Below are 16,480 nucleotides of genomic sequence, written 5' to 3'. Positions count from 1 at the left end.
CTTTTAAAAAGAGCAGACGATTTCCTAAGCATTTCCGTTCAGAGGTAGAGAAATAAAAAGGACAAGTGTTATAGAAGCGAAATTAGCCTATAAAGATTGCTAAAAGATGGGAAGCTAATAATTCTCTAATCTAGAAGGTCCCCACTTCTCGATTAGGGGATTAGGCTTAGCATCTAATCTGATAAATAGACGGAAAATTTCCGCCTATTTCATAATTATTAATAAAAAAAGCAGAATTAAGCGGAGAAAATCCGCCTAATGTCTCGAGAAATTCAAAAATGGAGGATTTTGCATCAAATAAGCGGATAAATTCCGCTTATTTCACCAAAAAAGAGCTTTATTCTACATTTAACCGGAAAATCTCCGCTTATTTTCCTGTTACTCGATTTAGGACAACTTAGTTAATTCATTTATTTGCTTCATCAACTAAAATTGCGTTAGTTGATGAACATATCATTAGATGATAAAAAACGCAGAGGATGTTAGAGACCTCTGCGTTTTACCGTAATCTATAAGTATGCGATGAGCTTCGTTCACTTCATAGCTGAACTACTTGTTGTACGATTATACCTAACTCTTTTCACTTCTTATTTTGCTGATGAAATGACAGCACCTTGGTATTTTTCTTCAATGAATGCTTGGATTTCCTCTGATTGAAGAACTTCTACTAATTTTTTAAGCTCCTCTTTATCCTTATCTTCTGATCGAACAACGACTAAGTTTGCAGGCACAACATCACTGCCTTCGAATGCAATGCCATCATCCTTAATATTGATATTTCCTTCTAATGCATAGTTCGTATTAATCGCAACAGCGTCCCCTTCACCACTTGTAAAAGAAGAAGCTAATAATTTTGCTTCGATTAATGTTGTAAAGTCTAAATTCTTTGGATTCTCAATAATATCCTCGACTCTCGCGTTTGCACCAACGCCTTCTTTAAGCTTGATTACTCCTTCTTTTTCAAAAATCGGTAAAATACGGCCATGGTCACTAAACGAGTCACTCATAATAATTTTTGCTCCATCTGGTAAATCACTTAAGCTATCATATTCCTTTGAATAAATTCCAATCGGCTCTTGATGGATATCACCGATGCTCACGAAATCAAAATCTTTGTTTTCTTCCATTTGTAAAGCAAGATAACCTGGTGTTTGAAAATAGTTTGCATCTAATTCTTTATCTTTTAACGTAATATTCGGCAGTACATAATCTGTAAATACTTTAATTTCTAAATCAATGCCTTGATCAGCAAGAAGTTTTTTAGCTTCTTCAAGTACTTCTGCATGCGGAACAGCAGACGCACCAACAACTATTTTTTTATTGCCATCCTCTGAACCGTTACTTGTTGAATCACTTTCTTCCCCACTGCCACATGCAGCAAGTGTCAATGATAGTAAAGCAATAATAAATATCCCTAGAATTTTTTTCATTTTTCCTATTCTCCTTTATTATCGTTTATCTGTTTTCTTTGTAAAATAATCACCAATAAATTGGATGATAAATACTAAAATTAGAATAGCAATTGTTGCAACTAATGTAATCACTGAATTATTGCGCTGGAACCCTTCCAGATAGGCAAAATGCCCTAATCCACCTGCACCGATTACACCTGCCATCGCGGTAAATCCTACTAATGAGATAGCTGTAACCGTTATTCCTGAAATTAAAGCAGGTAATGACTCAGGAATTAACACCTTATAAATAATTTGAAAATTGCTTGTTCCCATTGATTGTGATGCTTCGATGACGCCTTTATCAATTTCGCGAAGGGCAATTTCTACCATTCGCGCATAAAACGGAGCAGCCCCGATAATGAGTGATGGCAATGCCGCATTTGCTCCAAGCATCGTCCCTACTAAAAACTTTGTAAATGGAATGAGTAGAACAATTAAGATAATAAACGGGATCGAACGGAATACATTCACAATAATCGAAATAACCGAGTTGATCGCCTTATTTTCCCACATACTTCCCTTAGCCGTTAAAAATAACAGCAAACCTAGAATGAGGCCAATAATAAAAGTAGCAAGCACAGAAATGGAAGTCATATAGATCGTTTCATTTGTTGCTTCCAATAATTTCTCCCATTTAATCGTTTCGAGGAAGTTATCCATTTGCGATCACCTCCACACCTACCTGCTGCTTATTGATAAATTCGATCGCTTTCTCCACTTCTTCTTTTGATCCGTTAAGATGGATAAATAGCGTACCGTATGAACCATTTTGCGTATGCGAGATTTTCCCTTGTAAAATATTCACGGTAATCTCATACCCGCGAATTAAATCCGTGATTAACGGCTGATCCGTTGTTTCGCCAACAAATGTTAATTGGACAACCTTTCCATCTGGGTATTTTTCAAGAAGATGCTTTGTTGTTTCTTTCGTTTCCTCCGGCTCAGTCACCTGTTGGACGAAGCGCTTCGTAATGACTTCCTGTGGATTTTTGAATACATCCAGGACAGGTCCCATTTCAACAACTTTTCCATTCTCCATCACCGCAACCCTGTGGCAAATCTTTCGAATGACATGCATTTCATGTGTAATCAAAACAATGGTTAATCCTAAGCGAGCATTAATATCAACTAGTAGATCAAGGATAGAATCTGTTGTTTGTGGATCAAGGGCTGATGTTGCCTCATCACATAATAATACTTTCGGATTATTTGCCAGTGCTCTGGCAATGCCTACTCGCTGCTTCTGCCCACCGCTTAGTTGAGATGGATACGCATTTTCTCTGCCTTCTAGGCCCACTAGCTTAATTAATTCATCTACTCGTTTTAACCTTTCCTTTTTTGAAACACCAGCAATTTCAAGTGGAAAAGCAATATTATCTCTAACAGTTCTTGACCAGAGCAAATTGAAATGCTGGAAGATCATACTAATTTCCTGGCGAGCCTTTCTTAGCTGGCTGCCTTTTATTTTCGAGACTTCATTATTTGCGACAACGACTTTCCCTTGTGTTGGTAGTTCAAGGCCATTTAACATCCGAATTAACGTACTTTTTCCAGCCCCACTATAACCAATCACACCAAAGATTTCTCCGTCACTAATTTCAAGATTCACATCATCTACTGCCTTCACTTGACCTTGTTTTGAAGGATAGATCTTTTGAACATTTTTTATTGAGATCATTTTCTTGTTGCACCCTCTTTAAATCCAATTTTCCATATCACTTTAGAAGACTTAAATACTATCTGTTGTTTACTTAGTATTCTTATTTTGAATACTGTGCATTCTGAAAAGAATAAATGCGCAAGCGCCTAAGGTCTCGCCGTACAAACTGGATGACTAACCATGGTGAGCGATAGCGATACTATACTGCCGAAGCATTCCTTGTGGAGCTGGACTTGAACAATCGAATCACAATTTCCAACATAGCATGCGATTATTATTGTCTAAAAATAAAAAATGCCTTTCTGACATGAGCAGAAAGGCATAAATAAATATTGTCCTTTCTCTCATCTCCCAAAGCAAATCTGCTTTGTGTGAATTGGCACCATTTCATTTTCATGACGGTTGCCGGGTTTCATAGGGCACTTCCCTCCACCTCTCTTGATAAGAGCGTAACATCTATATTCAATTAATACGTTAAATCAGTTAAGTACAACTTATGAGTGATATCGTAACATGTAAATATTGAGGGTGTCAATACTATTTTCCTATTTTTATATTTTAAAAACTTTAAGCAGATAAATTAGGCATTAGCCGTTAATGAAGTGATTCCAGTGGCCGCCTCTATCGCTTGTTCAAGATCATTGATTAAATCATCCACATGTTCAATGCCTACAGATATTCGAATAAGATCCTCTGACACACCAGCTGACTGCAGTCCTTCCTCATCAAGCTGTTGATGTGTCGTACTTGCAGGATGAATAATTAAACTTTTTGCATCTCCTACATTTGCTACATGTGCCCAAAGGTTGAGGTTATTAATTAATTTTGCTCCTGCTTCTCTTCCACCTGCAATCCCAAAGACAACGACCGAACCTGCTCCTTTTGGTAAATATTTATCTGCAAGTGCCTTATCTGGATGATTCTCATTCCCTGGATAAAGAATCCAATTAATTGCTGGATGGGCTTCTAGATAGGCAATAATACTTTTCGTATTGGCAATATGCTCCTTCATTCTTACATGCAGTGTCTCCAATCCAAGTGTAAATTGGAATGCATTTTGCGGACTCAACGCTGGGCCCAAATCTCTTAGAAGCTGAACTCTAGCTTTCATAATATATGCTACTGGCCCTAGAGCCTCACTGTAAATGAGGTCATGATAACTAGAATCAGGTTCTGTAAATCCAGGGAATTTAGGTGAATTCCAATCAAATTTTCCACCATCAACAATAATTCCACCCATCGTTGTGCCATTACCTAACAGCCACTTTGTTGCAGAGTGAATGACGATATCTGCCCCATGTTCAATTGGTCTACATAAATACGGGGTAGCAAAAGTATTATCGATCAGAAGTGGTATACCGTTCTCATGTGCAATATTTGCTACTTTTTCGATATCGAGCACTTTCAGGCTTGGATTACCGATTGTCTCAGCGAATATTGCTTTTGTTCGATCAGAAATGGCGGCACGAAATGCTTCTGGGTCGTCTGGATTGACGAATGTCACATCGATTCCATATTTAGGTAGGGTCACTGCAAATAGATTATATGTGCCGCCATACAAATTAGATGCGGCAACAATTTCATCACCTGCCTGAGCAAGATTTAAAATCGCTAATGTAATTGCAGACATCCCGCTAGCAGTCGCTAGTGCACCAACACCACCTTCAAGCAAGGCCACCCTTTCCTCAAATACTGTCACAGTTGGGTTATGAATTCTTGTGTAAATATAGCCTGCTTCCTTTAAACCAAACAGATTGGCCGCATGCTCTGTATCCTTGAATTGATAGGCATTGTTTTGATAGATTGGCACTGCTCTTGCACCCGTTACAGGATCTGCTTGAAGGCCTCCATGAACACTAAGTGTTTCAAACCGATAGTTTGCTTGCTTTTTACTCATTTTCTCTCTCTCCTTTATATTGTTTGTTAAGTTAGTCCTCATCCCTATACACTTATTAGAAAAGTCACTAACTGCAATCAACCATTTTATTTAAAAGAAGAGTTCAAAAAACCCTCTTCATAAGAAGAGGGTTATATCATCTCTCCTTATCTTCCAGAGCAAATCGCTCTGCTGGAATTAGCACCGTGTAAATTACCGGTTGCCGGGTTTCGTAGGGCCAGTCCCTCCACCTCTCTTGATAAGAATATTAAGTTTTTTCTGCAAATAATTAATTTTGATATTATCATATAAAAAGAAAAGAAGTCAATACATATTTTAAGTGTTTGAAAGAATAAATAACGACTCTAGAAAAAGGATTTTTCTAAATGTGGATTGGACTTTCACTCTACGCGTATTCATAGCACTCCTTAATCTTTCTTTTCCCATTAATACGCTGCGAATATTCTCTTTAGAACCAGCAAGAAGGACATCCACACAATTGTTTGAAAAGGCAGGATATACAGTTAGTCCCCCATTTTGAAAAAGAAGATGAATCTCCTCATCGTCTGATCGAATACATAAGGAAAAAGACGCCTCACTTAAAAGAGAACCGATATGACTTTTTGTTTCCAATTCATTAATGAATGCATCAGCTATTTCTTGCAATCCCTCACCCCTAAACCATCCCGAACAATGATTTTGATTTCCATATTCTATACTATTTCTGCAAATCATTGATGAATCCTTTATGAATCGTTCGACATGATATTAGTGGTTATTTCCTAAGAAATATGTCGGTTTAAACACTTTTAGCAGTAATTGGGGCAGAGTTTGTCTTATTATAGTTTTTAAATACAAGATAGAAATAAATGGAGCCAATTAAATATAATGAGGCGGTAATCGTAAATACAAGTGCATATCCCCAATATGCTCCATACTTAATGACTATGCCCGTAGAGACAGGTCCCATGAATGCCCATCCTAAGTTAAATACCATCTGATTAACAGAATTCGCCAGTCCTTTCATCGAGTCGCCAACCTTTGACATCATTAGCGACATTTGAATAGGGTTTCCAGCATTCATGAGTGCTTGTCGAAATAAAAAACCAATTGCGGCAAGCCATAGATTTTCTGTGTAAGCAGTTAATAAAAGAAATGGCAAGGATGAAAGCTGAAGAATCACAACAGCCTTTACTTCTCCAAACCTTCGTACAACGACAGGGCCAATAACCATCGCAACCGCAGTTGCAGCTTGCCCCATTGAAATAATCAACCCAATCGCTGAGTTGGATGCATAAAATCGATCAGCAAAATACAAATTGAGGTAAGGAATGACTAATCCTGCGCCAACCCCAATTAAAAGCTGCGCAAAAGCAAAAAGGAAGATGATTTTCATGTTCTTATTTTTCACAAAAAATGACTTTAGGTTTATAGCTCTTTTTTCTCGTTTTACTTCTCTTTTACTCGGTTTCTCTTTAAATCGGGTGACTGGAACAAAGCCGATTAAAAAAATGATGCTCCCAATCAGCAGCGTGAACCGAATACTATTTAACTCCGATGTAAAAAGTGAAAAAAGATCGGTTAAGATACCCCCGCCTAAGTTGCCAATGACATTTGCTCCAGTCATCACGGCAAAGTGAATACTGAATAAATGCACCCTTTGCTCTGCTTTAGAATTTTCTGCTAGCCAGGGAATCCCCGACACTTGAAATAATGCTGTTGCTAATCCGGTTGCAAATGCTGCAATAAGGAGTAAGGATTGAGCTTCGACTACTCCTCTTAAAATCAACACACCCCCTGTAGCAATTACCCCATAAAGCATTGCTTTCTTTCTGCCTAGCCGGTCACTAAAGATGCCTGCAGGAACAAGAGCAATGGCTGTCGCGAGGGATGTCATCGAAATAACTTGTCCATTGATCTGTTCATTAAATCCTAACTCTCGAATATAAAAATTATAAATAACCATAAATATCCCAAATCCAATTTGGGTGAAAATATTCGCAAGGATTGCTAATCGAATATTCTGATTATATCCTTTGATTTCCGTTACCCATTCTTTATATAACGCCATTTTCTCCACCAGCTCTTCTTGAATATTTCGTATCCCTAAATATCATAATCGCTGAAGGAAGAGTTTGTAAATAGGTTTTGATAGAGAATTGTGAAAGTTCACAAAACAGATGCCGTTTGGACATCCTTTTTTACACCATAAAAAAGAGCAAGATGTCACTATCTCGCTCTCTACCCATATGATTTAATTTTATCAAGTAAATAAGGGACGGAATGAAAAGCATAGAGCTTCTCTTCTAAATTCCCTTTTTTGAAAATGAGCAGACAGGGGACACTTTCCACTCCCCACTTTTCTGCAATATCTGGCATGTAATTTAAATCCGCTTTTCCAATGTGCATATCAGGAGTGAGCGCTGTAATTACAGACAGCATCTTCCCTGCGACCTGACATGTTCCACATAACGGAGTAAACAAATAGAGATAGGATATTTCCTCTGCTTGTGCATTCTCTATTCTTTCCCGTGTCCATTCTTCCACTTCATCTCATCCTCTATCTAAATACTCCATATTCACATCAATATTAGCTGATAGGAGTACACTTGCTAAGTGATACTCAGGTGCGGTTGCCACCTCACGATACATCCGATCAATATATAGATGCTCCGCCTCAGGAAACTCCCGTTTGAATTGTTTTCTAAGCTTTTCTCCAGCATCATCCGCATCCACTAATATAAATACATCCTTATCAAACAGTTTTTCGATTAACTCATCAAGCTTCGTAAGACTGATCGTTCCATTCGTGCAAATAATCTTGACAGGTTCACTTACGATTGCCATCACTTTTCTTTTATCTGAAGTACCCTCGACAATAATTACCTTCTCTGGTATTGCCTCATCCATATTCATCACCTGAACTTATGTTGAGTTTTGGGTTAGCCTGCTAAAAGAAATGCACAAACACCTTATTCACCCCCGATAAGCACGAGACAGGCCTCGTTGAAAGGTATTCTTTACCGCTCTTTAGAGAAACGGCTAGTGACCTCAAGGGTAGGCGCTGAAGCTAGACAATTCTCTAACTCCAATATTTACATTCTTATCTTATTGGAAAGTTATCCAATTGCTTGTGTATCACTTTATCATACCATATTCAGTATTCGATAAGATGGTGTTGAACTCCTTCTCGTTTATTGATCAACATACCGCTACTTATAACTTTTCCTAATAAAAATTGCTTATCCAAATGGGTCTCTTAATATACTCGTACGATGGATAAGCTGATGTAGAGCTGACACTCTTTTAGGAAAGAAAAGAGAGTTACCTTTTATTTGGCAACTCTCTTTTTTATTGACAATGAAGGACAGAACAACTTGAAATTAGTCTTCTTTCACCATTTCTTCGTATTGTTCTGCAGTCATTAGGTTATCCAATTCACCTTGATTAGTTGGCTCAACAACAATCATCCATGCTTTTTCGTATGGAGACTCATTAACAAATTCAGGATTATCACTTAAATCTTCATTAATAGCAACAACTTTACCGCTGATTGGCGCATAAAGCTCAGATACTGTTTTAACAGATTCTACACTTCCGAAAGGCTCGTCTGCAGTAATTTCATCGCCCACTTCTGGAAGTTCAACGAAAACGATATCCCCTAGTTCAGATTGAGCAAAGTCAGAAATACCAATACGAACTTGCTCTCCTTCTGTTTTTACCCACTCATGCTCTTCAGAATAACGTAATTCCTTTGGTGTATTCATTCCTAATCCCTCCATTTTTTAATCAATCTATGTATTTAACTGCCATGGCTAGGATTAAAAGCTAGATTACGAAAGCCATGTATTTTCGTAGTCCTCTTCCTTAAAACCGACTGTTACCTTTTCACCATCCGATAAAATTGGGCGTTTGATTAGCATGCCATCAGTTGCCAACAAATCAAGCAATTCATCAGTTGATAAAGTTTTGACTTTATCCTTTAATCCAAGCTCCCGATATTTTTGACCACTTGTATTAAAAAACTTCTTCAATTCTAAGCCGCTTTTTTCATACAGGGCTGCTAGTTCGGTTGCTGAAGGCGGATTTTCTGCAATATGTACAGCTTCATAAGCGATATTATGATCATCTAGCCATTTCTTGGCCTTTCTACATGTCCCGCATTTTGGGTACCAATAAAAAGTTCGCAACGCTTTTTCACCACCTAGATTATCATGTCCCATTTAAAAAATAAAGTAACTCTAGCTAAATAAATACTACCATATTTATTTTATTTTTCAAACGAATGCCCTACAGTGAAAATTCGACAAACTTCCTATTTTTCCTGCTATTTACGAAATATTTTTACGACAAAAAAGATGAATGAATGCCAATTATCGAGGAATTTCTAGGATGAAAGAAGTTGCTTTGAATTATTTTTGCGAATTCAGCTCTTTTTTTGCGATTTTACTAATTTATTTGCGAACTACGCTCTTTTTTTGCGATCTTACTAATTTATTTGCGAACCTCGCTCTTTCTTTGCGACTTTACTATTTTATTTGCGAACCCAGCTCTTTTTTTGCGACTTTACTAATTTATTTGCGAATCCTGCTCTTTTTTTGCGATTTTACTATTTTATTTGCGAATCCTGCTCTTTTTTTGCGATCTTACTAATTTATTTGCGAACCTCGCTCTTTCTTTGCGACTTTACTATTTTATTTGCGAATCCTGCTCTTTTTTTGCGATCTTACTAATTTATTTGCGAACTACGCTCTTTTTTTGCGATCTTACTAATTTATTTGCGAACTACGCTCTTTTTTTGCGATCTTACTAATTTATTTGCGAATCTCGCTCTTTCTTTGCGATTTTTCTAATTTATTTGCGAACTCCTCTCTTTTTTTGCGATTTTACTTATTTATTTGCGAATCTCGCTCTTTCTTTGCGACTTTTACTAGTTTATTTGCGAACTCCTCTCTTTTTTTGCGATTTTACTTATTTATTTGCAAACCTCGCTCTTTTTTTGCGACTTTACTAATTTATTTGCGAACCCTACTCTTTTTTGCGACTTTGCAATCTTATTTGCAAGTCTAATTCATTCCAATAAAAAGCCCCCTCCATTATTGAAGGGAGCTCCAGTACTGATGAATTATAGAACAAATTTCTCAGCATCAATTAATTTTTCTGATGCTTCACGTTTCTTCGCAATCACATTAATTGGTGTGTGGCGAGTGAATTTGCGTAATGATGAAAGCATCATGCGAAGCGTATCGCCTGTTTCAACGGCAACAAGTGTTTCTTTCGCATCCTGTTCAATCTTATTGAATGCTTCCTGACAGAAAATTTGTGTATAAAGCAATTTTTGCTTGCACTTTTCTGCACCGGCTTTTTCGATTGCTTTTTCAGTACGAAGAACAACTGATTCCATTGCGTATGCATTAGAAACGATATCTGCAATGTTCACTAATACTTCTTGCTCCTGATCCAATGCTTTGCCATATTTTTGCGCAGCTAAGCCGGCAGCAAGCAAGCCGATTTTCTTCGCATTCTTTACTAAATACTTCTCTTGAGCAAGCGGTGCATCACCTGGCTCTTCTGGCATCATCATCATTAGCTCTTCTTGAAGCGCCATTGCTTTTTCGAATAATGGAAGCTCCCCTTTAAATGCTTTACGCATGAATGTACCTGGCACTAATAATCGGTTAATTTCATTTGTTCCTTCAAAAATACGGTTAATACGAGAATCACGGTAGGCACGCGCAATCTCATATTCTTCCATGAAGCCATACCCGCCATGTAATTGAACGCCTTCGTCAACAACATAATCAAGTACTTCTGTGTTGAAGAATTTACCTAAAGAACATTCGATTGCATACTCTGCAATTGATTGAGCAATTGCTTTACCCGTTTTTGCTTCCTCATCAGAAAGCTTGCTCATCCGATCCTCGAATAAACCAACTGTACGGTAGATGGAGCTTTCAGCTGCATAAATTTTTGAAGCCATTGTTGCTAATTTTTCCTTTGTTAAGTTAAAGGAAGAAATGGGTGTCTTGAACTGCTGACGTTGGTTTGTATAAGGAATCGTAATTTCTAATGCACGCTTTGATGCCCCTAGCGCACCTACTCCTAATTTATAACGGCCAATATTTAAGATATTGAAGGCAATAATATGGCCACGGCCGATTTCTCCTAATAAGTTTTCCACAGGAACTTCTGCATCCTCAAGGATTAATGTACGAGTAGAAGAACTCTTAATGCCCATTTTTTCTTCTTCAGCACCTGTAGAAACACCAGGGAAATCCTTTTCCACGATGAATGCAGTAAATTGATCGCCATTAATTTTTGCATAGACGACAAAAACATCTGCGAATCCAGCATTTGTGATCCATTGCTTTTCTCCATTTAATACATAATGTGTTCCTGCCTCATTTAATTTCGCAACTGTTTTTGCACCTAATGCATCTGAACCCGAGCTTGGCTCTGTTAGTGCATAAGCAGCAATTTTTTCGCCTGTTGCTAAAACAGGAAGGTATTTTTCCTTTTGTTCTTCATTACCGAAAAGAACAATCGGAAGAGAACCAATTCCAACATGCGCGCCATGTGTAATCGAGAATCCACCTGCAATAGACATTTTTTCTGCGATTAATGCAGAGCTTACTTTATCTAAGCCAAGGCCACCATACTCTTCAGGAACATCTACTCCTAGAAGACCAAGTTCGCCTGCTTGATGCAATAATTTTACTGAACGATCAAATTCATGCTTTTCTAAATAAGGGACTTCTGGCAAAACCTCATTAATAACATAATCCTCAGTTGTTTTCGCAATCATTTTATGCTCATCTGTATAATCCTCTGGTGTAAATACTTGCGTGTAGGATACATCTTCAATTAAAAAGCTTCCACCTTTAATCATGCTTTCCGTATTGTTCGTCATTTTCATTTCCTCCATTCTATTATTAAGGGTATTTTTATTAACATTGTTTCAAATTAAAATATAGTTGGTAAAGGTTGATTTCCGCTCCAGGTTGCTCCCTTTCCGCGGGGTTGGCGATGAGCCTCCTCGTCGCTTTCGCTCCTGCGGGGTCTCAGCTGTCCAACACATCCCGCAGGACATTGAGTCGGCTTCTTGGAATTTACACCGCACGAAGGAAATGAGACAGCATTTTCGAGGATCTCGCACCTTCCGCTCCAATCAACCGACCTATTTCGTAATCCATTCAATCTAACATTGGATTTAAAAACAATACTCTTATATAAAAGGGCGTTAAAAGTTATTACTATAATAATTCAAATACCCCAGCAGCACCCATTCCGCCGCCAATACACATTGTTACGACACCAAATTGTTGATTCCGGCGCTTCATTTCGTGGATGAGGGATAGAGTTAGCTTCGCTCCTGTACATCCTAGTGGATGCCCTAGTGCGATTGCTCCACCATTCACATTTACCTTTTCTTCATCCAGCCCTAGCTCACGAATAATTTGAATTGATTGGGAAGCAAAAGCTTCATTTAGTTCAAATAATCCAATATCTGAAAGCTCTAATCCAGCAAGCTTCAGTGCTTTTGGAATGGCTACAATCGGACCAATTCCCATCACTTCTGGCGGCACACCACCAACTGCGAACGATCGGAATTTTACTAATGGCTTTAACCCTGTCGATTCAGCCTTTTCACGATCCATAACCATTACTGCTGCTGCCCCATCACTTGTTTGTGAAGAGTTTCCAGCTGTTACTGAACCTGTCACAGAAAATGCTGGACGAAGCTTTGCAAGTGCCTCTACCGTTGAATTCGCTCGGACTCCTTCATCTTGACTGAACTTGATTGCTTTCTCTACTATTTTATTGTCATTGCCAACTGATCGTAAAATAACATCCACTGGGACGATTTCATCGGCAAATTTTCCTTCTGCAATCGCTTTTGCTGCTTTTTGGTGGCTGCGAACAGCAAAGGCATCTTGATCCTCACGAGAAATTCCATACTTTTTCGCTACTTCTTCTGCTGTATGCCCCATGCCCATATAATATTCTGGAGCAGATTCAGCTAGTTTGGCATTTGGTCTTGTCACATGACCCATCATTGGTACGAGACTCATCGATTCAGCCCCACCTGCAAGAATCGTATCCGCGTGACCAATCATAATTTTCTCTGCTGCATAGGCAATGGCATTTAATCCAGACGAGCAATATCGATTAATTGTAATTGCTGGCACTGTATGTGGCAGACCAGCTAATGCACCAATATTACGCGCCATATTTAGCCCCTGCTCAGCTTCAGGCATCGCACAACCGATAATTAAATCATCAATATTGCCTTCATAATTTCCTGCACGCTTTAACGTTTCTTTAACTACTAAAGCACCTAAATCATCCGGCCTTACATTTGCTAACGTGCCTTTTTTTGCTTTACCGACCGGCGTACGGGCACCAGCAACGATTACCGCTTCTCTCATTTTATTCCCTCTCTTTCTACTGCGTTTCTTCGTTCATTCTTGAAATCTATCATTCTATTAATTACGCAATGGTTTCCCTTTTAATAACATATGCTGCATACGTTGTTGTGACTTTGGATCTGCAACAAGGCTTAAGAAAGCTTCTCTCTCTAAATCGAGTAAATATTGTTCATCTACTTTTGTTCCGTATGGGACTTTTCCACCTGCAATCACATAGGCAAGCTTCTTAGCAATTTTCAGATCATGCTCAGAGATATATCCTGAGTACATCATTGCTTGAGCACCTAGAAGCAAAGTTGCATAACCTGTTTCTCCAACAACTGGAATCTTCTTGCGTGCAGGAGACACATAGCCTTTATCATATAAAGTAATGACTGCTTGCTTCGCATCATAAAGCTGATGATCGCCGTTCACGCTCACGCCATCTGCAAAATTTAAGAAGTTATTATCGCGTGCCTCTTCACCAGAAGTAGAAACCTTCGCCATCGCAATCGATTCAAATACTTTATTGGCTACTTTTTGAAGATCGAATTCGACACCATTTGGCATGCTTTCAAGATGCTTAATATAAAGCTCCTTGTTTCCGCCGCCACCAGGGATGAGTCCTACACCCGCTTCTACAAGTCCCATATATGTTTCACTTGATGCCTGAATATGAGCAGTTGGGAGACATACTTCAGAGCCTCCGCCAAGCGTCATTCCGAATGGAGCGGCAACAACTGGCTTTGAGCTGTATTTAATCTTCATCATCGCTTGCTGGAAGTGACGAACGACCATATCAAGTTCAAAAATATTATCATCCTGTGCTTCCATCAAAATCATGGCAAGGTTTGCACCTACACTAAAATTTTTGCCTTGATTTCCAATTACAAGCCCTTTAAAGTTCTTTTCTACTTCATCAATCGCAAAATTGATCATTTGAAGAATATCAAGACCGATCGCATTGCTCTTTGAATGGAATTCAAGCAATGCAACTCCATCACCAAGATCAAGCAAACTTGCACCGCTATTCTTTTTTATCACGCCGTTTTTCTTTTTCAGACGCTTTAAATTAATTACTTTTGGATTTTCTTCGATTAATTTGTATTCCCCATTATGATAGAAATACAAATCTCCCTCTTCTTCCTTATAGAAAGATGTGAAGCCTTTTTCCAACATGTCCTTTACCCATGCAGGTACTTCAATGCCCGATTCTTCCATTCTTTTAATTGATCTTTCCACACCGATCGCATCCCATGATTCGAACGGACCAAGCTCCCAGCCGAATCCCCACTTCATTGCACGGTCGATCGCAACGATATCATCGGCTATATCGCCAAGTAATTGGGAAGAATAGACAAGTGCTGGATTTAAGATGTTCCATAATAATTGGCCAGCACGGTCGTCAGCATAAACAAGCGCTTTCATTTTATTTGCTGTGCCTTTTTCCTGCTTGCTTAATTCAGTTGCAGCTGTTTTTAACTTTTTACGTGGACCATATTCTAAGCTTTGTGGGTCCAGCTCCAGTATTTCTTTGCCTTTTTTCAAAAAGAAGCCCTGACCTGATTTGCTTCCAAGCCAGCCTTTATCAAGCATCTCGTTCATGAATGCAGGTACTTCAAAAACTTCCTTTTCTTTTCCTTCAACTTGGTCGTAGACGTTTTTAGCTACGTGTGCAAATGTATCAAGGCCAACTACATCTAATGTTCTGAAGGTTGCACTCTTCGGACGGCCAATCATCGGACCTGTAATGGAATCGACCTCTCCTACACTGTAGCCGCCTTTAAGCATTTCTTGCACAGTAACAAGAAGACCATATGTCCCGATCCGGTTTGCAATAAAGTTAGGTGTGTCCTTCGCTTCAACCACACCTTTGCCAAGTACATCTTCCCCAAATTGTTTCACGAAAGCGACAATGGATGGATCAGTATGTTTCGTTGGAATGATTTCTAACAGCTTTAGATAACGTGGCGGATTAAAGAAATGCGTTCCAAGAAAATGCTTCCGGAAATCCTCTGATCGACCTTCAGCCATTGCTTCAACCGAAATCCCTGATGTATTAGAGCTGATTATGCTGCCAGGTTTGCGATATTGATCTACCTTTTCAAATACTTGTTTCTTAATGGCTAAATTTTCAACAACAACTTCAATGACCCAATCAACCTCTTTAAGGCGTTCCATATCATCATCGAAATTCCCGGCTTCAATTAAGGCGATATTTTTTTTGGATGTAAGTGGAGCTGGTTTTTGCTTCAGCAGCTTTTGCTTGCCCATTTCACTTATTCGATTACGTACTGCTTTATCTTCAAGGGTTAGACCTTTTGCTTTCTCTGCATCTGTTACCTCACGAGGCACAATATCCAATAATAATGTTGGAATCCCAATGTTTGCTAAGTGGGCAGCAATTCCAGAGCCCATGACACCAGATCCTAGTACAGCTGCTTTCTTAATTTGCTGGATCAACTTCTTTTCCCCCTTTTACACTTTGAATGAATACTCATTCATTTTTACATTAAAAAAATATACTCGAATGAGTTCTGTTATCTATAACTATAAAATATTTCAAAAATTTACGCAATGATTTAATGACTGAAGTGAGGAAATTTTTAAAAAATTGTTATTGTAAAGTTGTTTTTCTTATTTTGGTTAGGCTATAAATGGAGGTGAAGAAAAATGGCAAGAAGAAAGAAAAACCCTTCTAAGGCTGGTGTAAGTGCAGCGAGTGTAAAGGGAGATGCGGGCCCGACTGTTGAGGCAGATGGCGGCGGGAAAGTAAATAGTCAAAACAACCAATTCAAAAAGCAGTAATTTTCCCTTTAGCTTTTCTAAGATACTGTTGACTTTTCAATCAATTATCTGAATAAATAAGGTTTACCAACTAGGTCGGTTGATTGGAGCGGAAGGTGCGAGACTCCTCGAAAATGCATTCGCATTTCCTTCGTGCGGTGTGAAATCTGAGAAGCCAATTCAATGTCCTGCGGGATGCGTAGGACAGCTGAGACCCCGCAGGAGCGTTAGCGACGAGGAGGCTTAGCGCCTACCCCGCGGAAAGGGAGCAACCTGGAGCGGAAATCAACCTTTA

The 16,480-nt window shown here is 38.8% G+C and carries 14 protein-coding genes and 2 riboswitches; of the genes, 1 reads left to right on the top strand and 13 read right to left on the bottom strand.

The window, feature by feature from the left end; genetic code table 11:
• Window positions 1-587: 587 nt before the first annotated feature.
• The 13 genes from J2Z40_RS04805 to J2Z40_RS04745 form a co-directional block, all read right to left on the bottom strand.
• Window positions 588-1,430 carry a MetQ/NlpA family ABC transporter substrate-binding protein gene (locus J2Z40_RS04805; protein WP_066397375.1) on the bottom strand — a complete coding sequence of 281 codons (843 nt, stop codon included), beginning with the start codon at window positions 1,428-1,430 and terminating at the stop codon, window positions 588-590.
• Window positions 1,431-1,448: 18 nt separating this feature from the next.
• Window positions 1,449-2,114, bottom strand: a complete 666-nt coding sequence (locus J2Z40_RS04800; protein ID WP_066397378.1) for a methionine ABC transporter permease — start codon at window positions 2,112-2,114, stop codon at window positions 1,449-1,451.
• Window positions 2,107-3,132 (bottom strand): methionine ABC transporter ATP-binding protein, encoded by a 1,026-nt coding sequence (locus J2Z40_RS04795; RefSeq protein ID WP_066397381.1) that lies wholly within the window; start codon window positions 3,130-3,132, stop codon window positions 2,107-2,109. The genes J2Z40_RS04800 and J2Z40_RS04795 overlap by 8 nt, the downstream gene beginning before the upstream one ends.
• A 323-nt stretch (window positions 3,133-3,455) precedes the next feature.
• A riboswitch (SAM riboswitch) is annotated at window positions 3,456-3,562 on the bottom strand.
• Window positions 3,563-3,694: 132 nt separating this feature from the next.
• Entirely contained in the window at window positions 3,695-5,011 is a 1,317-nt protein-coding gene (locus J2Z40_RS04790) for an O-acetylhomoserine aminocarboxypropyltransferase/cysteine synthase family protein (protein WP_066397383.1), read from the bottom strand.
• 143 nt (window positions 5,012-5,154) lie between these two features.
• A riboswitch (SAM riboswitch) is annotated at window positions 5,155-5,256 on the bottom strand.
• A 70-nt stretch (window positions 5,257-5,326) separates the two neighbouring features.
• The gene (locus J2Z40_RS04785) at window positions 5,327-5,656 is read right to left on the bottom strand and encodes an SCP2 sterol-binding domain-containing protein (RefSeq protein ID WP_066397395.1); all 330 of its coding nucleotides are present in this window, start codon (window positions 5,654-5,656) and stop codon (window positions 5,327-5,329) included.
• A gap of 133 nt (window positions 5,657-5,789) precedes the next feature.
• Window positions 5,790-7,061 carry an MFS transporter gene (locus tag J2Z40_RS04780; RefSeq protein WP_066397398.1) on the bottom strand — a complete coding sequence of 424 codons (1,272 nt, stop codon included), beginning with the start codon at window positions 7,059-7,061 and terminating at the stop codon, window positions 5,790-5,792.
• A gap of 170 nt (window positions 7,062-7,231) precedes the next feature.
• A complete protein-coding gene (locus tag J2Z40_RS04775) occupies window positions 7,232-7,537 on the bottom strand; it encodes a thioredoxin domain-containing protein (RefSeq protein WP_066397401.1) in 306 nt (101 codons plus the stop codon).
• A 6-nt stretch (window positions 7,538-7,543) separates the two neighbouring features.
• Entirely contained in the window at window positions 7,544-7,900 is a 357-nt protein-coding gene (locus J2Z40_RS04770; protein ID WP_066397404.1) for a toprim domain-containing protein, read from the bottom strand.
• 473 nt (window positions 7,901-8,373) lie between these two features.
• A complete protein-coding gene (gcvH, locus tag J2Z40_RS04765) occupies window positions 8,374-8,757 on the bottom strand; it encodes a glycine cleavage system protein GcvH (RefSeq protein WP_066397407.1) in 384 nt (127 codons plus the stop codon).
• A gap of 66 nt (window positions 8,758-8,823) precedes the next feature.
• The gene (locus J2Z40_RS04760; RefSeq protein WP_342590319.1) at window positions 8,824-9,180 is read right to left on the bottom strand and encodes an arsenate reductase family protein; all 357 of its coding nucleotides are present in this window, start codon (window positions 9,178-9,180) and stop codon (window positions 8,824-8,826) included.
• A 935-nt stretch (window positions 9,181-10,115) separates the two neighbouring features.
• Window positions 10,116-11,900 carry an acyl-CoA dehydrogenase family protein gene (locus J2Z40_RS04755; protein WP_066397411.1) on the bottom strand — a complete coding sequence of 595 codons (1,785 nt, stop codon included), beginning with the start codon at window positions 11,898-11,900 and terminating at the stop codon, window positions 10,116-10,118.
• A 343-nt stretch (window positions 11,901-12,243) separates the two neighbouring features.
• Window positions 12,244-13,419, bottom strand: coding sequence for an acetyl-CoA C-acetyltransferase (locus tag J2Z40_RS04750; RefSeq protein WP_066397413.1), 1,176 nt, complete (start codon window positions 13,417-13,419; stop codon window positions 12,244-12,246).
• Between the two features lie 57 nt (window positions 13,420-13,476).
• Entirely contained in the window at window positions 13,477-15,858 is a 2,382-nt protein-coding gene (locus tag J2Z40_RS04745; protein WP_066399524.1) for a 3-hydroxyacyl-CoA dehydrogenase NAD-binding domain-containing protein, read from the bottom strand.
• Between the two features lie 213 nt (window positions 15,859-16,071).
• Here J2Z40_RS04745 and J2Z40_RS04740 point away from each other — a divergent pair, with 213 nt between their 5' ends.
• Window positions 16,072-16,206, top strand: a complete 135-nt coding sequence (locus tag J2Z40_RS04740; protein ID WP_083953955.1) for a YuzL family protein — start codon at window positions 16,072-16,074, stop codon at window positions 16,204-16,206.
• The last annotated feature ends 274 nt before the right edge of the window (window positions 16,207-16,480 follow it).

The sequence above is a fragment of the Cytobacillus eiseniae genome (genome assembly GCF_017874625.1).
GTDB lineage: Bacteria > Bacillota > Bacilli > Bacillales > Cytobacillaceae > Cytobacillus > Cytobacillus eiseniae.
The sequence above is the reverse complement of the archived record's forward strand: the minus strand, read 5'-3'. Positions and strand labels throughout refer to the sequence as shown.

Excerpts from the sequence above, each read along its gene's own strand:
- J2Z40_RS04805 (WP_066397375.1), bottom strand. The coding sequence starts at position 1,430 with ATGAAAAAAATTCTAGGGATATTTATTATTGCTTTACTATCATTGACA.
- J2Z40_RS04800 (WP_066397378.1), bottom strand. The coding sequence starts at position 2,114 with ATGGATAACTTCCTCGAAACGATTAAATGGGAGAAATTATTGGAAGCA.
- J2Z40_RS04795 (WP_066397381.1), bottom strand. The coding sequence starts at position 3,132 with ATGATCTCAATAAAAAATGTTCAAAAGATCTATCCTTCAAAACAAGGT.
- J2Z40_RS04790 (WP_066397383.1), bottom strand. The coding sequence starts at position 5,011 with ATGAGTAAAAAGCAAGCAAACTATCGGTTTGAAACACTTAGTGTTCAT.
- J2Z40_RS04780 (WP_066397398.1), bottom strand. The coding sequence starts at position 7,061 with ATGGCGTTATATAAAGAATGGGTAACGGAAATCAAAGGATATAATCAG.
- J2Z40_RS04770 (WP_066397404.1), bottom strand. The coding sequence starts at position 7,900 with ATGGATGAGGCAATACCAGAGAAGGTAATTATTGTCGAGGGTACTTCA.
- gcvH (WP_066397407.1), bottom strand. The coding sequence starts at position 8,757 with ATGAATACACCAAAGGAATTACGTTATTCTGAAGAGCATGAGTGGGTA.
- J2Z40_RS04755 (WP_066397411.1), bottom strand. The coding sequence starts at position 11,900 with ATGACGAACAATACGGAAAGCATGATTAAAGGTGGAAGCTTTTTAATT.
- J2Z40_RS04750 (WP_066397413.1), bottom strand. The coding sequence starts at position 13,419 with ATGAGAGAAGCGGTAATCGTTGCTGGTGCCCGTACGCCGGTCGGTAAA.
- J2Z40_RS04740 (WP_083953955.1), top strand. The coding sequence starts at position 16,072 with ATGGCAAGAAGAAAGAAAAACCCTTCTAAGGCTGGTGTAAGTGCAGCG.